We start from the raw sequence: 20,055 nt of genomic DNA, 5'->3' as shown, positions 1-20,055 counted from the left end.
TTTTTGTAACTTTTTTGAACGATTAACTGTGTAAAAAGTATAGAAAAGTTAAAAAGTACGTATTTATACGTACAAAAAACATTGAAAAATACGTATAAATACGTATTGACAAGTCTGTTTTAAACCAATATATTTGGAAAATCAAAAAGTAAACTATTTTATTTGAGTAAAAAATAAGGTAAAAAAAGTAAAATAAACCACCCCTCCAAAAGAGGGGAATGTAAAAAAGAGAGAACTATATATTTATGAAAAAAATAATATACCTATTAACCCTAATCCCCTTTCTTGCTTTAGGACAAAGCCCTGATCAAAACTGGGTGAAAACCATTACGTACAAACAACCCACTGCAACTCCGATTGCAAATCCTGATGTAAGCGTTGCTAATGTACAAGTTAGTTATTTTGATGGACTGGGAAGACCGATTCAGCAAGTAGCACCCCAGCTAGTCCGAGCGTCTTTAAATAATCGGCATCGCTACCGTGAGTTTCTAGCTCGTGGGCACAAAGAATATAAAAAGACAGAGCAACTTTTAAGAGAGTTGATTTTGTTGTTTTAAAAAGTACTATATTTACAACACGTTCTTACAAATAGCTTTGAGTTGCACATGACTACTATCCTTTTGGTCAGTTACTGCCAAATAGGCATGGTAACAGCAAAGAATACCGTTACGGCTTCCAAGGACAAGAAAAAGATGATGAGTTAAAAGGTGAAGGGAATTCTTTAAATTATACTTTTAGAATGCACGACCCTCGAGTGGGAAGGTTTTTTGCCAGAGATCCTTTGGCTCATTCCTTCCCATGGAATAGTCCTTATGCATTTAGTGAGAATAGGGTTATTGATGGGCTAGAGTTAGAAGGTTTAGAAGTTGTAATACTATCCAAGGACCATTATGGATCTATTTTGGTATCAGGTGGAGTTAATGGAGGTTATATTTTAGGCCCTGATGGTGCTTATAAATTCTCAGGATGGGGGATAGGAATTGAAACAGATATTTCAATTAATTCATCTGTATCTATAACCGCATTTCCAAATATGACAATCACCGATCAGGCTGCTGGAAATGGATTTACTGGTGGTGGAACTGTAGGAGAATTGGGAGTGATTACTGCAACATATAATTACAGTAGTGGATACCATGGTTTTGGTTTAGGAGGAGGTATTGGGGCTGGTGCTGCCCCTGCTAGTATTTCTGGGTATTATACTAAATCAAAGAAGCAACCTCTTTCTAGTTTTGGAGATTTTGATATAGTAACAAAGTATATGAAAGGGATAATGGAAGCTAATGAATTTAATATTTCTCTATTAAAAATTCAAGTAGAGTCATTTAAAGAAACCGCTATATCAGAAGCAAAAACTGCACGTAAAATAGGCAAGCAAGAAGATTTTATTAACTATACTTTAGCGAATAGAAAAACAACTGATGAACAGAAAAAGGAACTCAAAGGATATTTGAAAGATGCTAGAAATCAGTTTGATGAAATGGTTAAGGCCTATATCTTAACTTTAGAGGTAATTGAAGAATTAGAGAATAAAATTAAACAATTAAATCAAATGAATGAAACTTTAAATAAAACTTTAAAAAATACTGAACAACAACGAAAAGAATTAAATGAGAAACGTTAATAAAATTAAATGCTTATTTTTTACATGTTTGATTATCTTTATTTTCAATAATTGTAAAAAGATTAATGAGGAAAATAAAGAAGATACAATTTTAATAAATAAAAAGATTAATGAGGAAAATAAAGAAGATGCAATTTTAATAAATAAAAAGAAGGTAATTGATACGATTGAAAAGGAGATTATTAAGCGTGATTCTATTTTAAAAAAAATGCTAGATGACATTAATATTGATAGTTTACGAAGTTCCCCAGCTGAGCTAAGTGTTCATTAAAAAACGTTACGTGCTGCGCAAAGTGTCCTCACTTTGAGCTATATTAATAAAAACAAAAAACAACTTTTAAAAGAGTTGCTTTTGTTGTTTTATGGTGTCTTAAAAAAGACGAAAATGAGATAGTAAAATTATTTTAAAATAGATTGTATTTTAGTTTTAGCAATAAAAGCATCCATTAAAGAAAGTATGGTTTTCTTTTCTTCTGAAGGTAAGTTTTGCACTTCTTTAAAACGGCTAATTAATTCTTTTTCTAATCCTGCTTCTTGCACAATATCATCAGAAGTACCATTCCCCCATGCTGGCGCAAGCATCTTGCTTGTGCCCACAAAGTAAATAAAGCAAAACCACTCTGTAAAAAGGGGTAATGTTTCAGAATTAGTGATGCCTTTTTTACTTATGAAAATAATTGTAGGCACCAATACTATTAGCTATATTTACAATGTAACAGGACAAAAAGTAAGCAAAATAGTGAATGAAGCAACCAACATAACCCAAACCAATTATYTAGCAGGAGGTTTTCAATACAAAAACAATGTATTGCAATTTTTCCCACATGCTGAGGGCTATGTAAAACATGAAGCAAACAATTACAGCTATGTTTTTAATTATACCGACCATTTAGGAAATATTAGACTTAGTTACACCGATATTAACAACAGCAATATCATAGATGCTGATGAAATAGTAGAAGAAACTCAATATTATCCTTTTGGACTAAAACATGAAACGCATAATAGTTCTAATGCTTATCAATATAAGTTCAATGGTAAAGAACTGCAAGACGAATTAGGTTTAAATCTATACGATTATGGTGCAAGGAATTATGAGCCTGCACTAAGTTGGAATTAGCTTCCTTCGAGTGGTAAGAAAAGTTAAACCTCTTTGCCTTAACTTTACAAAATGAAAAGAAAAAATCATTATCTTATTTTACAATAAATTCAAAACAACAATTAATATAACTTATATTTCTTAATCTAGGTTAAGTGACTTTGTATATCGATGATTGTAAATTTGTATCATAATAATTACTAAAACATATATAATTATGACAAATTCAGTTATACATAAAGCAGATACAAGAGGAAATGCAAATCATGGTTGGTTAAATGCTTATCATAGTTTTAGTTTTGCAAATTGGTACAATCCTGATAGAGTTCAATTTGGTGCTCTTCGTGTTTTAAATGACGATACTATTGCTGCTGGAATGGGCTTTGGAACACATCCACACGATAATATGGAGATTATCACTATTCCATTAGAAGGTGATTTGGCTCACAAAGATAGTATGGGAAATTCATCTATTATTAAAAGTGGAGACATACAAGTAATGAGTGCAGGAACAGGAATTCAACACAGCGAATATAATCCGAATGAAAATCAGCAAACAAAACTTTTTCAAATTTGGTTATTTCCAAACAAACAGAATGTTACACCTCGTTATGAACAAATTACCTTAAACAAAGAAGAACAAAAAAATAACTTTTCACAGATTTTATCTCCAAGTCCAGAAGATAATGGTGTTTGGATTCATCAAGATGCTTGGTTCTATTTAAGTAATTTTGACAAAGATTTTTCTAAAAAATTAAATCTTAAAAAAGAAGGAAATGGATTTTACATCATGAATATTGAAGGTAAAATTGAAGTAAATGGTTCAACACTTGAAAAAAGAGATGCAATAGGAATTTGGGATACAGAAACAATAAATATTAACGCAATTACTGAATCTAAATTTTTGGTAATGGAAATACCTATGAACTACTAAAAAATAAAAAATGACAAAAAAAATTATTGCCTTTGGAGCATCAAACAGTAAAAATTCTATCAATAAAAAACTAGCAACTTATACTGCTACTCTTTTTACGCATTCAGATATTGAAATATTAGATTTAAATGATTTTGAAATGCCAATTTATTCTATTGATATTGAAAAAGAAACTGGAATACCACAATTAGCTCACGATTTTTATACCAAAATAGGAAATGCCGATTTAATTATAATATCACTTGCTGAACACAATGGTTCATATAGTACTGCTTTTAAAAACATCTTTGATTGGAATTCTAGAATTAATAATAAAAATTTTCAAGGTAAAGATATGCTTTTGCTATCTACTTCCCCAGGACCAAGAGGAGGAATGAGTGTTTTTGAAACTGCAAAAGATAGGTTTCCAAGACATGATGCAAATATTGTAGGCTCTTTTACGCTTCCTAGTTTTAATGACAACTTTAGTGAGGAAGAAGGAATTAAAAATGAAGAATTAAAAAAAGAGTTATTAGCGGTTGTAAACTCCATTGAATTATAACTACTAAAAACTATTATTGTTTTAATTTTAGTTTTGAACCACATTCCTTTTTACTAGAAAATGATACTTTATAGAAAAGCCTTAATCATTTTACTTCTAAAAAATTACTATTTTTGCGAAGTTTATCAATCATAATTTTTAAACGTTAACCTATAAAACAAGAAAATGAAAGCATACGTATTTCCAGGTCAAGGAGCGCAATTTACAGGAATGGGTAAAGACCTATATGAAAATTCAACAATAGCGCAAGAATTATTTGAAAAAGCAAATGAGATATTAGGTTTTAGTATTACAGACATTATGTTTGAAGGTACTGCGGAAGAATTAAAAGAAACAAAAGTAACACAACCTGCTGTTTTTTTACATTCTGTTATTCTTGCTAAAACGTTAGAAAATTTCAATCCTGAAATGGTGGCTGGACATTCGCTAGGTGAATTTTCTGCTCTAGTAGCAAACGGAACATTATCTTTTGAAGACGGATTAAAATTAGTATCTAAAAGAGCTTTAGCTATGCAAAAAGCTTGTGAAATTAAACCTTCAACAATGGCTGCTGTTTTAAATTTAGAAGATAAGATTGTAGAAGATATTTGCGCATCAATAGATGGAGTTGTTGTTGCTGCAAACTATAACTGCCCAGGTCAATTAGTAATTTCTGGAGAATATAAAGCGGTTGAAGAAGCTTGCGAAAAAATGAAAGAGGCTGGAGCAAAAAGAGCCTTAATTTTACCTGTTGGTGGTGCTTTTCATTCGCCAATGATGGAACCTGCTAGAGAAGAGCTAGCGGCTGCTATTGAAGCAACTACTTTCTCTACTCCTATTTGTCCAGTATATCAAAATGTAACAGCAAGTGCTGTTTCTGACGCAGACGAAATAAAGAAAAACCTAATTATTCAATTAACAGCTCCTGTAAAATGGACGCAATCTGTAAATCAAATGATTGCTGATGGTGCTACAAGTTTCACAGAAGTTGGACCAGGAAAAGTACTCGTTGGCTTAGTCAATAAAATCAACAAAGAAGTAGAAACAATTTCTGCATAATCATAATAACTTACGAAAACTCCGATAAATTTATCGGAGTTTTTTTTACTTATCTTTGTTAGAAGAATTTCCTTATTTATATGAATTTAAATCTACGTACGGTAAACGTAACACGATATATAACACCGCTTCGTGAAGGTGGTTCTTTACCTGCTTTGGCAGAAGCCGATGACGACTTTAAATATGTACTAAAATTTAGAGGAGCAGGGCATGGTGTAAAAGCACTGATTGCAGAATTTTTAGGCGGACAAATTGCTAAATATTTAGGTTTACCTATTCCTGAACTAGTATTTGCAAACTTAGATGAAGCTTTCGGAAGAACCGAAGCAGATGAAGAAATACAAGATTTATTAAAATTTAGTCAAGGTCTAAATTTAGGACTTCATTACTTATCTGGAGCTATAACCTATGATGCTGCTGCCAATGAATGCGATGCTTTATTAGCTTCAAAAATTGTTTGGCTAGATGCTTTCATAACCAATGTAGACCGAACATTTAAAAACACAAATCTTTTAATTTGGAAAAAGGACATTTGGCTTATTGATCATGGTGCTTCTTTTTATTTTCATCATTCTTGGACCAATTGGGAAACCACTGCGATTACTCCTTTTACACTAATAAAGGATCATGTTTTATTACCAAAAGCAACTCTATTAGAAGAAGCTCACAAAGAGTTTACTTCCAAATTAAATGATACTATCTTAGAAGAAATTGTAAATCAAATTCCAGACGATTGGTTACATTGGGAAGATCAAAATATAACTCCAGATGAAATTAAAAAAGTTTATTTTCAATTTCTATCCTTACGATTAGCAAATGCTGAAACATTTTTAAATCAAGCTCAAAATGCACGAAAAACACTTATATGATTATGCTGTAATTCGTGTAATACCTAAGGTAGAGCGCGAAGAGTTTATTAATATTGGCTTAATGCTGTTTAGCAAACGTCAAAAATACTTACGAATTAAGTATCACATTCCACATGAAAAAATCACTTCATTTTGTCCTGAATTTGATTTAGAACAATTAAAAATCAATTTAGATGCTTTTGTAAATATCTGTGAAGGTAAAAAGGAAGGAGGTCCAATAGCTACATTTGAAATTGCAGAACGCTTTAGATGGATAACCGCTGTGAAAAGTTCAAGTATACAAACTTCAAGACCACATTCTGGATTTAGCTACGATTTGGAAGCAACATTTGAAAAATTGTACTTAGAATTGGTATTATAAAGTTAATAAAACGCTAAAATCTGTAATCAAAAAATAATTAAAATTTTGATTTTATATCTTTATATTCTTTAATATAATTAAAACTTTTTAAACATGAAAAAAATCTTTTTGTCTTTTACATTCGTTACAATTTTATCACTTATATCTTGTAAAGAAGAAGTAAAAAAAGAAGAAACTACACTCCAAGAAACTGAAACTATTGAAACGCCTACGAAAGAAGTAACACCATTTACAAAAGATATAGAAACAGCTCATAAAAAAAATGATTTCTTATCAAAAGAAGCTGTTAGTTATACTATAGTAGTAAAATTTGGTGGACAAGATTATCTTGATGCTAAATTTACTCAATCTGTTGATGGAACAATGATTAAAATGGAGAAAGCAGATGGAGAAACTATTATTTATGACGGTACTGAAGTTTATACAAATAAAGCAGACGGAGATTTAGGTCGTGCAAGATTTGATATTTTTACTTGGTCTTATTTCTTTGCACTACCATACAAGTTAAATGACAATGGAACTATTTGGTCTGATTTTACTAACAAACCATTTTATGGAGAAGAAGTACCAACTGGAAAATTAAGCTTTGAATCAAATATTGGTGATGCGCCTGATGATTGGTATGTTGCTTACAAAAACCCTAACAACAATTATTTAGTAGGTGCAGCATACATTGTTAGTTATGGAAAAGGGAAAGAAAAAGCGGAAGAAGAGCCTCATGCTGTAAAATATAATAACTTCACAGAAGTAGAAGGAATTCCTTTTTCAACAGATTGGACTTACCATATGTGGACAAATGAAACTGGTTTTGGAGATTTAATTGGAGAAGCTAAATTATCAAATATTACATTTTCAAAATTAAATACTGAAGCATTTAAAAAGCCTTCAGACGCTACTATAGTTCCTCTGAACAAATAAAAAAACATTTTAACGACTGCTCACTAATAAAAGAGCAGTCTTTTTTTATACAAATGATACACTTTAAACAAATTTTAGAAACTATTCAAGACGTAAAAGTTATTGACGCTTCTATTGATTATAAAGATTATGTTGCTTTAGATTTATCTGCAAAAAACACTAATTTAATAGCACTAGATGTTACAGATGCAGTACTTTTTGAAGAATTTATAGAAAATCATTTGACAAAAAACAACGCCAAAGTAGCTTATGGCGGTTATTGTGAAGTGAGAAATTTATACCAACGAAGTTCTACTTTTAAAAACAATGTAAGTGATGAGAGAAACATACACATTGGTTTAGACTTATGGATAAAAGCCGGAACTCCTGTTTTAGCGGCTTTAGATGGAAAAGTCCATAGTTTTCAAAATAATATTAGTTTAGGTGATTATGGCCCTACAATAATTCTTGAACATCAAATAGAAAATTTCATCTTTCATACTTTATATGGTCATCTTTCGTTAGAAAGTTTAACTGACTTATCAATTGGTATGGAAGTAAAAAAAGGAAATCAAATTGGAACTTTAGGAGACCATACTGTTAATGGTGATTACGCTCCACATTTACATTTTCAAATTATAAAAGACATGCAAGACAAAAAAGGTGATTACCCTGGTGTTTCTAGTCAGAAAGATTTGGACTTTTTTATTGAAAACTGTCCTAATCCTAATTTATTATTGAAGATTTAATAAACTTTGATTCAACGTAATAATTCGTCAAAATTCTCATAAATAATTGAAAGTTTCACAGATGAAAACATTAAAAACAATTAAGCCAGTTATTTTTTATTTAGCACTATTTTTCTTCTTTAGTTGTAAAAGTATTACTATAGAAAAAGTAGCTAATGAAATAGTAATCGTTAACAATCTCACTAAAAACAATTCATTTTACTTCTTAGATGAGTCATTATTAAATAAAGAAATTGTACTTCTAGGAGAAGCTACACATGGAGATGGAAAAACATTCGAAATAAAATCTAAATTGGTAGAATACCTAGTTAAAGAAAAAGGATATGATACTTTTGCTTTTGAAGCAAGGGATTTTTTTGAAATAGAATTTATTAATGGTAATCTACAATTAGAAGGTGTTTTAGATGACACTTTTAAACAAAATTGGGTAAGACGATGGAGTCCTTGGGGACCTTCTAAAGAAATTCAAACACTAGTAGATCTCATTGAAAATAATAAATTGAATTATATTGGATTAGAAACATTTTCTCTAAATTCCTATCCAAGTGATCAATCCTTTATTTATATTAAAAACAGATTAGACTCATTAAATTTGAATAAATATAACTCAAAAGTATGGGATAATATATCTAAAATTCGTAAAAAAATGATTTCATATAAAGATTCTGTTTCCGAACAAGAATTTGAATCATATATTGAAAATTTGGAAGTTTTTTATAAAGAAATATCTGATACTGCTTACCAAGAAAATTTATTTTTATTGCAAACAATTGAAAACACTATTACAGCTACAAAAATTGATAGATTTGCATCTCCTAGTACAACTGACGAGAAACTTGATGAATTTATCAGACTTCGTGATGCTCAAATGGCAAAAAATTTAATCTGGTATAAAATCAGAAATCCACAATCAAAAATTATAGGTTGGATGGCTAATTTTCACGCTGCTAAAGAACTCAGGGGCGTTGATTTTGCAGATGGAGACATTTCACGATATAGCAAATTTACTGTGTTTGGAGAACATATTGCAAAAAAACATGGCGAACTTGTTTTTAGTTTAGCCTTTACTTCTTCAAGAGGAACTTCTAAAATGCCATATAATATGGAAAGTGTTGAAGAAGTTAAAATTAATGCTCCTGAAAATTCACTTGAAAAAAAACTTGACTTAAAAAACGTAAACTATGGATACATTGATTTTAATAAGCTAAAAAAAAGAAAGCCTAGATTGAAAGAAAGCAAGTTTAATAGTATAATGTTAGGATATACAAATCAAGCTGGCAATTGGTTAGATGTTTTTGATGGTTTATTATATATCAGAGAGAATAATATAGCAACACCAATTAACCAATAAAAACTATGTTAGAACAAAGACTTTTGAGTAAGTTAAATGAAATCAGTAACTGTTATATGAAAATCCTAATTTATTATTGAAGATTTAAATAGCATTCTTATATAGTTTAAGTTTTTCATTATCTAATTTACTTGTTCCATTTAATCTGTTTAGCGCTAAAATTTCTTTATAATTTAAGCGTTCAATTTCATTTTTATCAATATCTGGAAAAACATCATATAATCTATTTTGAACATGACAAATAAACTTTACCATGTCTTCGCAATAAACCGATGGATTGTCAAAACCATTTTCTTTTTTAAAACGATGGACTAATCTTCCTCCTAAACAAATTTTAAAAATAGGACAATCTTGACATTGAGAACATACTTTCAGACTTTCATTATAGTATAAGTTTCCCAAAGGAGATTTAAAGATTGATTCTAATTCATTCTGTTTTATATTGATATTTGTTTTAGTAAATTCCTGTCCGCAAGCTTTCAAAGAATCTATAGGTTCAATTTCTCCATTTGTTTCTATAATTAACGATTTAAGTTCGTTAGAATTTACATCATTAAAATCAGCAAATCCCAAAATAACATTAATATAACCAATAAAAAGAGGTATGTCAATTTTCTCTTTGTCTTCAAACCAAATATCAAATAATTCAATTAAAAAATCGGCATGAGGTTGTGTATAATTACTATCTATTGTATATGGAAAGTTATCATATGTGAAATCTTTAATTAAAAAATTAACCGAATCTACATTCAAATTTTTTAAACTTTCATATACTTTAACAGGGCTTTCTGCTACATCCATAACAGTAATAACATCTGCTCTTTTTGTTATTTTTTTTACCAAATTAACAGCTTCTTTCACAGCTTTATAACTCCCTTTTCCTTTGTGGTCTATTCTATATTTATCATGAGATTCTTTGGTACTATCAATGCTAATACCTATCTCTACTTTATTTTCTAAAAGTATTTTACACCATTCTTCATCTAATAAAACGCCATTTGTTTGAATACTAAATGAAACATTTAAATCTGTAATTTGATTTTCAATAGCTTTTAGTTTTAAAATAATCTCTTGAAACTTTTCTTTTTCAATCAATAGCGGTTCTCCTCCATGAAATAAAAAATTAAAAGTGATAAGTTTATTTTTAATAATATAGATTTTCGTTTTCTCAATAATAGCATCAATTGTATCTTCAGCAATAAATTTAGGTTGATTTTTATAAGAATCGTCACCAAGATTATACATAAAACAATAGGAGCAATTTAAATTGCAACGACTAGCTATTTTTAAAACCAATGAATTAAATATATACATGATTATGAATATTTAAAATTAAAAAAGAGGTTGCAAAACATACAACCTCTTGTATTTTGAGTATTAATTTGTTCTAATTGTATCTAAACTAACTGCTACTCCAGTTCTAACACATTTCTTTAAAACTTCATTCCATTCATAACCTTCTAAACAAGCAGGATTAGCTCTTGTAGGAATATGTACCACGATAGGAATATCTCCACCTTTAATATTCTGTAAAAAATCAAATTGATACTTTGTTAAGTTTTCTAAACTTTTTCCAAACGTTACTTTTTTTGTTTTCATAATATTGTTTTTCAGTTCCCTACTCTATTAATTTGGATTTTCGAGTTCCTCCAATAAGATCGATCTATTAGCAAGTGTAAAAAACTAGGAATCATTACCCAAAAAAATAATATTTAACACACAGAATAACAAATGATTAAACCAAACAACTTTTTTTTTAGAAAATCATCTTCATTCTTTATTTGTCATTAAAAGAAATGAGATTGCAAATTTTGCAATCTCATTTCTTTCTCTTTTTATATTTTAATCTATCTTGCTGTTACTGCCGTATCAGTAAAATCGGTAAATAAACCATCTAACCCTAATTGATAAAAAGCTTGGTATTCTGCTATAGGATTGTTATGATAATTACTCAATAGTCTTCTACTTTCGTTTCTAAAAGTATAGGCATGAACTTGCAATCCTCTACTATGTGCTTTTGTTATTAAGTCTGTAGGAGTTATTGCTTCTTTATCTGCATCATTTATTTTTCCATCTGCATTCATATCATCTGCAAAACCATCATTATTTGCATCTGTACCTTTATAAGAAATAATAAAAGGCTTCCATGGTCCTATTCCATTTGCATACGTTTTTACAAAATCCAAGCCTTCGTCAGTAGTAAAGAAACTAAAATTTCTATTATCACCTTGTAAATACCAATCATAAGGCTGTCCATTTGAAATAATCTCTCCGTTGGGTACGTCAAAAATTAAATCTCCATTTAGGGCCACATCATAGCAACTTAATAATTGAATAATTTTAACTGACGATTTTGATCGAATATATTGCAAATTAGACACTTCAAAAGATTGAACATATACAGGTGAAGTTGCACTATTCCATCCTGCAATTGTTAATTCTTCTAATAATTTATCAGAAATATTTAAATTTAGTGCTTCATGAAAGGAAGGATGTTTTGTTTCTGGATATATTCCAATAGTTTTACCTAACTGAGCTGATTTTTCTTTAGCTAATGCAATTACTTCTGCAAAAGTAGGAACTTCGTATAAGTTATTAAATTGTTGTGGTCTTTCTATAAAAGCTTGTTTTGCTTTTAATTGTTTAATTTCCAATAAAGTAAAATCAGAAACAAACCAATCTTCTATCATTGCTCCATCAATATTTTTTGTGGTTTTTTTAGAAGCAAAAGCAGGAATATCTGCAACATTTGTAGTTCCTGAAAGCATTGGTTCATGACGTACAACTAAAACACCATCTAAAGTCATAACTAAATCAGGTTCAATAAAGTCAGCACCTAATTCTATAGCTTTTGTGTAAGAAGCTATGGTATGTTCAGGTAAATATCCAGAAGCTCCTCTATGAGCCACAATTAGTGGATTTTCTCCAGATAAAGTAGGGTACTTTGAAGATTGAGAATCTACATTGTTAGAATTATCATCATTATTACATGCTGTAAAGAATAAAGCAACAATAGAAAAAAAAGTGTTTCTAAGAATCATTTTTAAAGTGTATTTGTTTGTACAACAAAACACTTTCTTTTTTTCTAATATGTTATTAATGGAACGTTAAAAATAAGTTATGAAATACTTATTCGTTAGCTTCTAATTTTCTGTTCCCATTTCCATGCACTATCTAAGGCTTCTTCGAGTGTAGATTGTGCTTTCCAACCTAAAACTGTATTAGCATAGTCTGTGTTAGCATACGCTTCTACAACATCTCCTTCCCTTCTACCTACTATTTTATAATTTAACTTTTGACCTGAAACTTTTTCAAAAGCGTTTACAACTTCTAAAACAGAGCTTCCTGTTCCTGTTCCAAGATTAAAAACCTCAACTTTTTCTACATTTCGATTATTTAACAATCGCTGTAAAGCAATAACATGCGCTTTTGCCAAATCTACTACATGAATATAATCGCGAATTGCTGTTCCGTCTGGCGTTTGATAATCATTACCATAAATTGACAATTGTTCTCTTAATCCTATTGCTGTTTGTGTAATATATGGAATTAAATTTTGAGGAATACCTAATGGTAATTCCCCTATTTCAGTCGATGGATGAGCTCCAATTGGATTAAAATAACGTAATAAAATTGCATTCAACTTTGTTACTTTAGCTACATCAGAAATGATTTCTTCCCCAATTTGTTTTGTATTTCCATAAGGTGAAATTGCAGGTTGAACGGATGCATTTTCAGTAATTGGCATTTTTTCGGCTTGCCCATAAACTGTACAAGAAGAACTGAAAATAAAATTAGCATTTGGTAATTCTTTCAACTCTTGTAATAAATAAACTAGTGTATTAATATTATTTTCATAATATAATAAAGGGTTCTCTACACTTTCTCCAACTGCTTTTGATGCTGCAAAATGAATAACTCCTGAAATATTTTGATGCGTTTGAAATAACTTTTGAACAGATGATTTATCTCGTAAATCTATTTTCTCAAAAGCAGGTTTCTTTCCTGTAATGTTAAAAATTCCATCTAAAACTTTTTCTGATGAATTTGATAAATTATCAACAACAAGAACTTCAAAACCTTCATTTTGCAATTCTACAACTGTGTGAGATCCTATAAAACCTAATCCTCCTGTTACTAGTATTTTCATTTTTTTAAGAAAAAAGAAAAAAAGAAAAAAGAATATAGATTTAAAGATTAAATCTATATTCTTTTTTCAATTCTCTATGTTATACAAATTCTAAGACTGAATCTGTTATAAATTTAATTTGTTCATCGTCCAATTCTGTATGCATTGGCAATGCAATTACTTCATTTACCAATTGATTTGTTACAGGAAAATCAGATTCATTATAACGCTCATCTTTGTATGCTTTTTGACTGTGCAATGGTATTGGATAATAAATTGCACATGGTATTTCTTTACTTTGCAAATGAGCTAATAATCCGTCTCTCTTTCCGTTTGTAATTCTAATTACATATTGATGAAAAACATGATCGTCTGCTGTAATATCAAAACTTGGAGTAATTATATTAGAATTACCCGCAAAGGCATTATTATATTTGTTAGCGGCTTCTTTTCTTGCTTTATTATAATGATCCAAGTGTGATAATTTAGCCTTCAAAACACCTGCTTGAATACTATCTAAACGAGAATTAACACCCACAACATCATGATGATAGCGCTCATACATTCCATGATTTACTATTCCTCTTAAAGTATGTGCTAATGCATCATCATTTGTAAAAATAGCACCACCATCTCCATAACAACCTAAGTTTTTAGATGGGAAGAATGAAGTAGATGCCACATGTCCTATTGTTCCTACTTTTTTCTTAGAACCATCTTTACTTATATAATCTGCTCCAATAGCTTGTGCGTTATCTTCTATTACAAATAAATTATGCTCATTTGCAATTTCCATAATAGCATCCATATTTGCTGCACGTCCAAATAAATGAACAGGAACAATTGCTTTTGTTTTTGGTGTAATTGCTTTTTTAATAGCTTCTAATGAAATATTCATAGTAGCAATATCAACATCAACTAAAACAGGTGTTAATTGCAATAAAGCAATAACTTCAACTGTTGCAGCAAAAGTAAAATCGGCAGTAATAACCTCATCTCCTGGTTGCAATCCTAATCCCATCATAGCAATTTGCAGAGCGTCAGTACCATTTGCACATGGTATAACATGCTTAACTCCTAAATATTTTTCTAAATCTGCTTGAAATTGATGAACTAAAGGTCCATTTATGTATGTATTTGTGTCTAAAACTTCTTGTATTGAAGCGTTAACTTCTTCTTTAATTTTTTCATATTGACTCTTTAAGTCAACCATTTGTAATTTTTTCATCTGAATAAATTTGGTTACGCAAAAGTAAGAAATTATGCTGTACTTTTTAAGATAAGCAAAAAGAAACGTATTTTAGCCCAACAAATAATTAATGATGCTTTTTTTATATAATTTAATCGTTATTTTGGCTTCACAATTGCTAAAATTAGTTGCTCTTTTTAGTCCAAAAATTAAGCTCTTTATAAATGGTAGAAAAAATGTTTTTGACATTCTATCGAGCAAAATAGGTGTAACAGATAAAACGATATGGTTTCATGCAGCTTCACTTGGTGAATATGAACAAGGGCTACCTGTGATTGAAAAAGTTAAAGATCAGTTTCCAAATCATAAAATTATTATCACTTTTTTTTCACCTTCCGGTTATGAAGTAAGAAAAAACAATCCTATTGCTGATGTAACATTATATTTACCATTAGATACTAAAGCAAATGCTAAAAAGTTCATAAAACTTGCAAAACCTGAAATGGTATTTTTTATTAAATATGAATTTTGGCCTAATTATTTAAACGAATTAAAACAACAACAAGTTAAAACCTATTTAATTTCGGGTATTTTTAGAGAAAAACAAGCTTTCTTTAAATGGTATGGTGGTTTTTACAGAGATGCTTTAAAAGCATTTGACTATTTTTTTGTTCAAAACGAAAAATCAAAATTGCTAGTACAAAAAATCGGTTTTTCTAATGTAAAAATTTCTGGAGACACCCGTTTTGACAGAGTAGTTTCTATCTTAGAAAGAGACAATACATTAGATTTTATTGAGCAATTTAAAAACAATAAAACTACAATAGTAATTGGTAGTTCATGGCCAAAAGATGAAATTTTACTCGTAGATTTTATCAATCAAGCTAATGATACTGTCAAATTTATCATTGCACCGCATAATATTAAAACAGAACAAATTGCTTCATTGAGGTCTCAAATAATAAAATCCACTATTCTTTTTTCGGAAAAAGACACTAATAATCAACATAATTCATTAAATGATTATCAAGTTTTCATTATTGACACTATTGGTATTTTAACCAAAATTTATAGTTATGGAGATATTGCTTACGTAGGTGGTGGATTTGGAAATCCTGGTGTTCATAATATCCTTGAACCTGCTACTTTTGGAATGCCAATTGTTATTGGACCCAATTATTCTCATTTTGCAGAAGCTACTGCTTTAGTGAACATTCAGGGCTGTATTTCTATTTCAAATTATATAGAATTGAAAAATGCTTTCGATCTACTACTTCAAAATAAAGATGAGCGTTATGAAAAAGGCCATATTTGCAATACTTTTGTTCAGATGAATAAAGGAGCAACTACTATTATTCTAAATCACATTTCATAAAACCTAAATAAATTGATTACTTTTCATCCTCTTCAAAACCCAAGCTCAAACAGTAGCGAACAAATTAATCAAATTGAAATAATCACTTCAATGATGAAAGATTTTTATGCTATTGACAATTATCCTATTGATGTTGAAACTTCTAAAAAATTATTTATCGAATTTACCACTAATGAAAGTCTTGGAAAATCTTGGTTAATTTATTTAGACGATACTATTGTAGGTTATGTCATTTTATCTTTCATTTTTAGTTTTGAATACAAAGGAAGAATTGCTTTTTTAGACGAATTATACATTAAAGAAGAAGCACGTGGAAAAGGAATTGGTAAAGAAGCTGTTACTTTTATTAAAGAACAAGCAAAACAATTAAATCTTAAACTTATTTATTTAGAAGTAGAACATCATAATGAAAATGCTCAGAAATTATATCTGGCAAATCAGTTTGAGGATCATAATCGTAAATTACTTAAATATAAACTTTAAGTAATTTTATTTCTACAAATAATCTCTTTTTTTATAAAGTCTGAATCTTTTATAAAAGACTCAGATTATATAAATTCATATTCAACTTCTCAATCTATCAAAAACCATTAAGAATGCAGTTCCTCTTTCTTGAAAAATGAAAGTCATCATTCTTTAAATTAAAACTAAAAAATTCATTAAATTGCAGCCTCAATAAACTTTATGAACTATGAAATTTTTTAAATTATTATTATTATTTCTTATTACCCCTCTTTTTGCTCAACAGGGCGGAATGTGGATTCCTTCATTACTTAAAGGAATGAATGAAAGTGAAATGAAAAACCTTGGCATGAAAATGAAAGCTGAAGATATTTACAATGTAAATAAATCGAGCTTGAAAGATGCAATTGTACATTTCAATGGAGGTTGTACTTCAGAAATAATATCTCAAAAAGGATTGTTATTAACTAATCATCATTGTGGTTATGGTGCTATCCAAAGTCATTCAACTGTGGAAAGTGATTATTTACAAGATGGTTTTTGGGCAAAAGATTTAACTGAAGAATTACCTAATCCAGGAATGGTCGCTACTTTAATTGTAAGTATTCATGATGTAACTGAAACAATTTTAGAAGGAACTTCTACATTAACTTCTGAAGCTGAAAAGCAAAATAAGATTTACGAAAACATCAACAATCTACAAAAAAGTTTCACTAAAGAAGCTTGGCAAGAAAACAAAATTAGAACCTTTTATGAAGGAAATCAATATATTCTATTTGTAACTGAAACATTTAAAGACATTAGACTTGTAGGAACTCCTCCAAGTTCTATTGGAAAATTTGGTTCTGACACAGACAACTGGATTTGGCCAAGACATACTGGTGATTTTTCTCTTTTTAGAATTTATGCTAACAAAGACAACAAACCATCTGAATATTCTAAAGATAATGTACCTTACACGCCTAAACATTTTTTACCTATTTCGTTAGATGGTGTTAGCGAAGACGACTTTACTTTAGTATTTGGTTTCCCAGGAAGAACACAAGAATATTTACCAGCTATTGCTGTTGAACAACTTGTAAACTCAATAAATCCTGCAAAAATTGAAATTAGAGATGCTGCCTTAAAAGTACAAGATGGTTTTATGAGAAAAGATAAAGCTATCAAAATTCAATATGCTTCAAAATATGCTAGTGTTGCGAACTATTGGAAAAAATGGATTGGAGAGAAGCAAGGTTTAGAAAAATCAAATGCTGTTCAAATAAAAAGAGATTTTGAAAAAGAATTCCAAAAACGTGTTGAAAAAAACAATAAAACAGCAGAATATGGAAATCTTTTAAGTGATTTTCAAAAGAATTATGATGAAATTGCTCAATACACATTAGCTAAAGATTATTTTTCAGAAGTTGTACTGAGAAATACTGAATTACTAAGTTTTGGTTTTAAATTATATCAATTAGAACAAGTTTATAATTCAAAAGGAGAGCAAGCTTTTAATGATAGAAAAGAGAATTTAATTGCTGGTTTTGAAGAAGCCTATAAAAATTTCAATCCAGATGTTGACGAAAAAGTTTTCGAACAATTAATTACATTATATTCAAATAAATCTCCGTTTACTCCTGCATTACTAAAAAAAGAAAATTATAGTAAACTTAGTGCTGATATTTACAAAAAATCAAAACTAACATCATATAATGGAATAAAAGATTTATTAAAAGGCGATGCTAAATCTGTGATTAAAAGCCTTAATAAAGATAGTGGTTATGAATTAGTAAAAACTATTGCTGATAATTTCTATGCTAATGTAGCTCCTAAATATGATGAATTAAACACTAAAATAGCAGCTTTACAAAGAGATTACATGAAAGCGCAATTAGAACTTTTCCCTGATGCTCGCTATTTCCCTGATGCAAATAGTACTTTAAGAGTAACGTATGGTAAAGTAAAAGGATATAGCCCAAATGACGCTGTTTATTATCAGCCTGTAACACATTTAGAAGGAATAATGGAAAAATATATTCCTAATGATTATGAATTTGATGTTCCTACTAAATTAATTGAACTTTATAAAGCCAAAGATTATGGTCAATATGCCGACAACGGAAAAATGCCTGTTTGTTTTATAGGAACAAATCATACAACAGGAGGAAATTCTGGTAGTCCAGCGATAGATGCTAATGGAAATTTGATTGGTTTAAATTTTGACAGAGTATGGGAAGGAACAATGAGCGATATTCATTATGATCCAGAAATTTGTAGAAACATAATGGTTGATATTCGCTATGTATTATTTATTATTGATAAGTATGCAAATGCAAAAAATCTCATTGATGAAATGAAATTAGTTCACCCTAAAAAAGGAAATAAAAAATCTAGAAAGAGAAAATAATTTTCTCTTTCTAGATTCGTCATCTAACCCCTTGAAAATGACCCAAAAACCTTACTGAAAAAAAAATAAAAAAAAAGTCAAAAAAAATTTTGACAAGTCAAAAATTTTATATCTTTGCTTCGAATTAATAATTAACCTTTTTATAATTTAGTAAGATGAAAAAAGTTGTTTTAAGTTTAGCATTAGTTGCTATGATGTTCGTTTCTTGTAAAGAAACTGCTGAGAATGTAGAAGCTACAACAGAAGAAACAGTTGAAGCTGTTGAGCCTACTGTTGAAGAAGTAGTTGAAACTGTTGAAGTTGCTGCTGATTCTACTGCTGCTACAGTTGAAGAAACTGCTACTGAAGTAGTTGAAGAAGTTAAAAAATAATTTCTAGCTATAGCTAACAGAAAAAATTAAAGCTCCAACTAAGTTGGGGCTTTTTTATTGCTCCATTTCTTCAAAAATATCTGGAAAAATATCCTCTCCTGATGAAAAATCTAAAATTTCAGCTAAGTGCCCATATTTCACAATTTCATCTATTCCTTTTTGCAATAATAATTGAGTTGTGTATTTTCTACTAATAGCAATTTGCTTCTCATCTAGAATAATCCTGAAGAAAAATTTTCCGTTTCCAGAACGAAATTTCATATAGACTAACTTATCTAAATTTTCTTGTAGCCTTACTATCTCTTCTTCACATTCAAATCGCAATTCAAAACTATTACTAGTAAAAATAGTTTTTCCTTTTCTTGAAGTCAATTCATATTTATAAGTATCATTTAATCTTTTACTTATTACAAAAGTGGCCATAAAGTTATTTAGTTAATTGCAGTGCCGCAAAATACCATTTTGTATCCAAGTACAAAACAACTTTTAAAAGAAGTTATCAAGAAAACTCCATCAGTAAATTAATAAATACAATTAAGTAACTTTTCATTTTATTCCCTCTCCACAACATTAGTATATACTTATATGTAAAGCCTGTCATTAAAAAAATCGAAATCAGATAGAAATTACAACATTCTACTTACCCATACAAATATTCCTATGACAAGCTCATATTC

22 protein-coding genes and 1 pseudogene are annotated in these 20,055 nt (G+C 29.4%); 16 read left to right on the top strand and 7 right to left on the bottom strand.

What is annotated here, in order from left to right:
• Positions 1-245 precede the first annotated feature (245 nt).
• From SY27_RS17760 to SY27_RS17750, 3 genes and pseudogenes are all read left to right on the top strand, one after another.
• Positions 246-557, top strand: coding sequence for a hypothetical protein (locus SY27_RS17760; RefSeq protein ID WP_045972921.1), 312 nt, complete (start codon positions 246-248; stop codon positions 555-557).
• A gap of 65 nt (positions 558-622) precedes the next feature.
• A pseudogene (locus SY27_RS18400) lies at positions 623-1,624 on the top strand (hypothetical protein); the annotation flags it as partial.
• Positions 1,611-1,895, top strand: coding sequence for a hypothetical protein (locus tag SY27_RS17750; RefSeq protein WP_045972919.1), 285 nt, complete (start codon positions 1,611-1,613; stop codon positions 1,893-1,895). The pseudogene SY27_RS18400 and the gene SY27_RS17750, both read left to right, overlap by 14 nt.
• Positions 1,896-2,023: 128 nt before the next feature.
• Here SY27_RS17750 and SY27_RS17745 read toward each other — a convergent pair whose 3' ends face one another.
• Positions 2,024-2,206 carry a hypothetical protein gene (locus SY27_RS17745; protein ID WP_052705426.1) on the bottom strand — a complete coding sequence of 61 codons (183 nt, stop codon included), beginning with the start codon at positions 2,204-2,206 and terminating at the stop codon, positions 2,024-2,026.
• 85 nt (positions 2,207-2,291) lie between these two features.
• Here SY27_RS17745 and SY27_RS17740 point away from each other — a divergent pair, with 85 nt between their 5' ends.
• The 9 genes from SY27_RS17740 (at position 2,292) to SY27_RS17700 (ending at position 9,463) form a co-directional block, all read left to right on the top strand.
• Positions 2,292-2,744 (top strand): hypothetical protein, encoded by a 453-nt coding sequence (locus SY27_RS17740; protein ID WP_045972917.1) that lies wholly within the window; start codon positions 2,292-2,294, stop codon positions 2,742-2,744.
• 196 nt (positions 2,745-2,940) lie between these two features.
• Positions 2,941-3,657: a pirin family protein gene (locus SY27_RS17735; protein WP_045972915.1), complete on the top strand. Its 717-nt coding sequence runs from the start codon at positions 2,941-2,943 to the stop codon at positions 3,655-3,657.
• Between the two features lie 10 nt (positions 3,658-3,667).
• A complete protein-coding gene (locus SY27_RS17730; RefSeq protein WP_045972913.1) occupies positions 3,668-4,198 on the top strand; it encodes an NADPH-dependent FMN reductase in 531 nt (176 codons plus the stop codon).
• Between the two features lie 165 nt (positions 4,199-4,363).
• Positions 4,364-5,236: an ACP S-malonyltransferase gene (fabD, locus tag SY27_RS17725; RefSeq protein ID WP_045972911.1), complete on the top strand. Its 873-nt coding sequence runs from the start codon at positions 4,364-4,366 to the stop codon at positions 5,234-5,236.
• 80 nt (positions 5,237-5,316) lie between these two features.
• Positions 5,317-6,105, top strand: coding sequence for a HipA family kinase (locus SY27_RS17720; RefSeq protein WP_045972909.1), 789 nt, complete (start codon positions 5,317-5,319; stop codon positions 6,103-6,105).
• Entirely contained in the window at positions 6,083-6,466 is a 384-nt protein-coding gene (locus SY27_RS17715; RefSeq protein ID WP_045972907.1) for a DUF3037 domain-containing protein, read from the top strand. The genes SY27_RS17720 and SY27_RS17715 overlap by 23 nt, the downstream gene beginning before the upstream one ends.
• Before the next feature lie 93 nt (positions 6,467-6,559).
• Positions 6,560-7,384, top strand: coding sequence for a hypothetical protein (locus SY27_RS17710; RefSeq protein ID WP_045972905.1), 825 nt, complete (start codon positions 6,560-6,562; stop codon positions 7,382-7,384).
• A gap of 53 nt (positions 7,385-7,437) precedes the next feature.
• Positions 7,438-8,112: a peptidoglycan DD-metalloendopeptidase family protein gene (locus SY27_RS17705; protein WP_045972903.1), complete on the top strand. Its 675-nt coding sequence runs from the start codon at positions 7,438-7,440 to the stop codon at positions 8,110-8,112.
• 61 nt (positions 8,113-8,173) lie between these two features.
• The gene (locus tag SY27_RS17700; RefSeq protein ID WP_045972901.1) at positions 8,174-9,463 is read left to right on the top strand and encodes an erythromycin esterase family protein; all 1,290 of its coding nucleotides are present in this window, start codon (positions 8,174-8,176) and stop codon (positions 9,461-9,463) included.
• An 84-nt stretch (positions 9,464-9,547) separates the two neighbouring features.
• Here the strand turns inward: SY27_RS17700 and SY27_RS17695 are convergent, their stop codons facing one another.
• The 5 genes from SY27_RS17695 to SY27_RS17675 form a co-directional block, all read right to left on the bottom strand.
• The gene (locus SY27_RS17695) at positions 9,548-10,777 is read right to left on the bottom strand and encodes a radical SAM protein (RefSeq protein WP_082084394.1); all 1,230 of its coding nucleotides are present in this window, start codon (positions 10,775-10,777) and stop codon (positions 9,548-9,550) included.
• 63 nt (positions 10,778-10,840) lie between these two features.
• Positions 10,841-11,062 (bottom strand): hypothetical protein, encoded by a 222-nt coding sequence (locus SY27_RS17690; protein WP_045972897.1) that lies wholly within the window; start codon positions 11,060-11,062, stop codon positions 10,841-10,843.
• Positions 11,063-11,310: 248 nt separating this feature from the next.
• Positions 11,311-12,504: a glycerophosphodiester phosphodiesterase gene (locus SY27_RS17685; protein WP_082084393.1), complete on the bottom strand. Its 1,194-nt coding sequence runs from the start codon at positions 12,502-12,504 to the stop codon at positions 11,311-11,313.
• A gap of 95 nt (positions 12,505-12,599) precedes the next feature.
• Entirely contained in the window at positions 12,600-13,613 is a 1,014-nt protein-coding gene (gene galE, locus SY27_RS17680) for a UDP-glucose 4-epimerase GalE (RefSeq protein WP_045972895.1), read from the bottom strand.
• A 79-nt stretch (positions 13,614-13,692) separates the two neighbouring features.
• The gene (locus SY27_RS17675) at positions 13,693-14,820 is read right to left on the bottom strand and encodes a DegT/DnrJ/EryC1/StrS aminotransferase family protein (RefSeq protein ID WP_045972893.1); all 1,128 of its coding nucleotides are present in this window, start codon (positions 14,818-14,820) and stop codon (positions 13,693-13,695) included.
• A 94-nt stretch (positions 14,821-14,914) separates the two neighbouring features.
• On the opposite strand from SY27_RS17675, the gene SY27_RS17670 reads away from it, so the two are divergent.
• The 4 genes from SY27_RS17670 (at position 14,915) to SY27_RS17655 (ending at position 19,378) form a co-directional block, all read left to right on the top strand.
• Complete coding sequence (locus tag SY27_RS17670; RefSeq protein ID WP_045972996.1) at positions 14,915-16,156, top strand: 3-deoxy-D-manno-octulosonic acid transferase; 1,242 nt, start codon at positions 14,915-14,917, stop codon at positions 16,154-16,156.
• A gap of 12 nt (positions 16,157-16,168) precedes the next feature.
• Positions 16,169-16,639: a GNAT family N-acetyltransferase gene (locus SY27_RS17665; RefSeq protein WP_045972891.1), complete on the top strand. Its 471-nt coding sequence runs from the start codon at positions 16,169-16,171 to the stop codon at positions 16,637-16,639.
• A 208-nt stretch (positions 16,640-16,847) separates the two neighbouring features.
• Positions 16,848-19,007: a S46 family peptidase gene (locus tag SY27_RS17660; RefSeq protein ID WP_045972889.1), complete on the top strand. Its 2,160-nt coding sequence runs from the start codon at positions 16,848-16,850 to the stop codon at positions 19,005-19,007.
• 155 nt (positions 19,008-19,162) lie between these two features.
• Positions 19,163-19,378 carry a hypothetical protein gene (locus tag SY27_RS17655; protein WP_045972887.1) on the top strand — a complete coding sequence of 72 codons (216 nt, stop codon included), beginning with the start codon at positions 19,163-19,165 and terminating at the stop codon, positions 19,376-19,378.
• A gap of 54 nt (positions 19,379-19,432) precedes the next feature.
• Here SY27_RS17655 and SY27_RS17650 read toward each other — a convergent pair whose 3' ends face one another.
• Entirely contained in the window at positions 19,433-19,801 is a 369-nt protein-coding gene (locus SY27_RS17650; protein WP_045972885.1) for a hypothetical protein, read from the bottom strand.
• Positions 19,802-20,055: the final 254 nt, after the last annotated feature.

The organism is Flavobacterium sp. 316, assembly GCF_000967805.1.
Classification (GTDB): domain Bacteria; phylum Bacteroidota; class Bacteroidia; order Flavobacteriales; family Flavobacteriaceae; genus Flavobacterium; species Flavobacterium sediminilitoris.
Note: the sequence above shows the minus strand (reverse complement) of the source record. Positions and strands in the feature narration are given on the sequence as shown.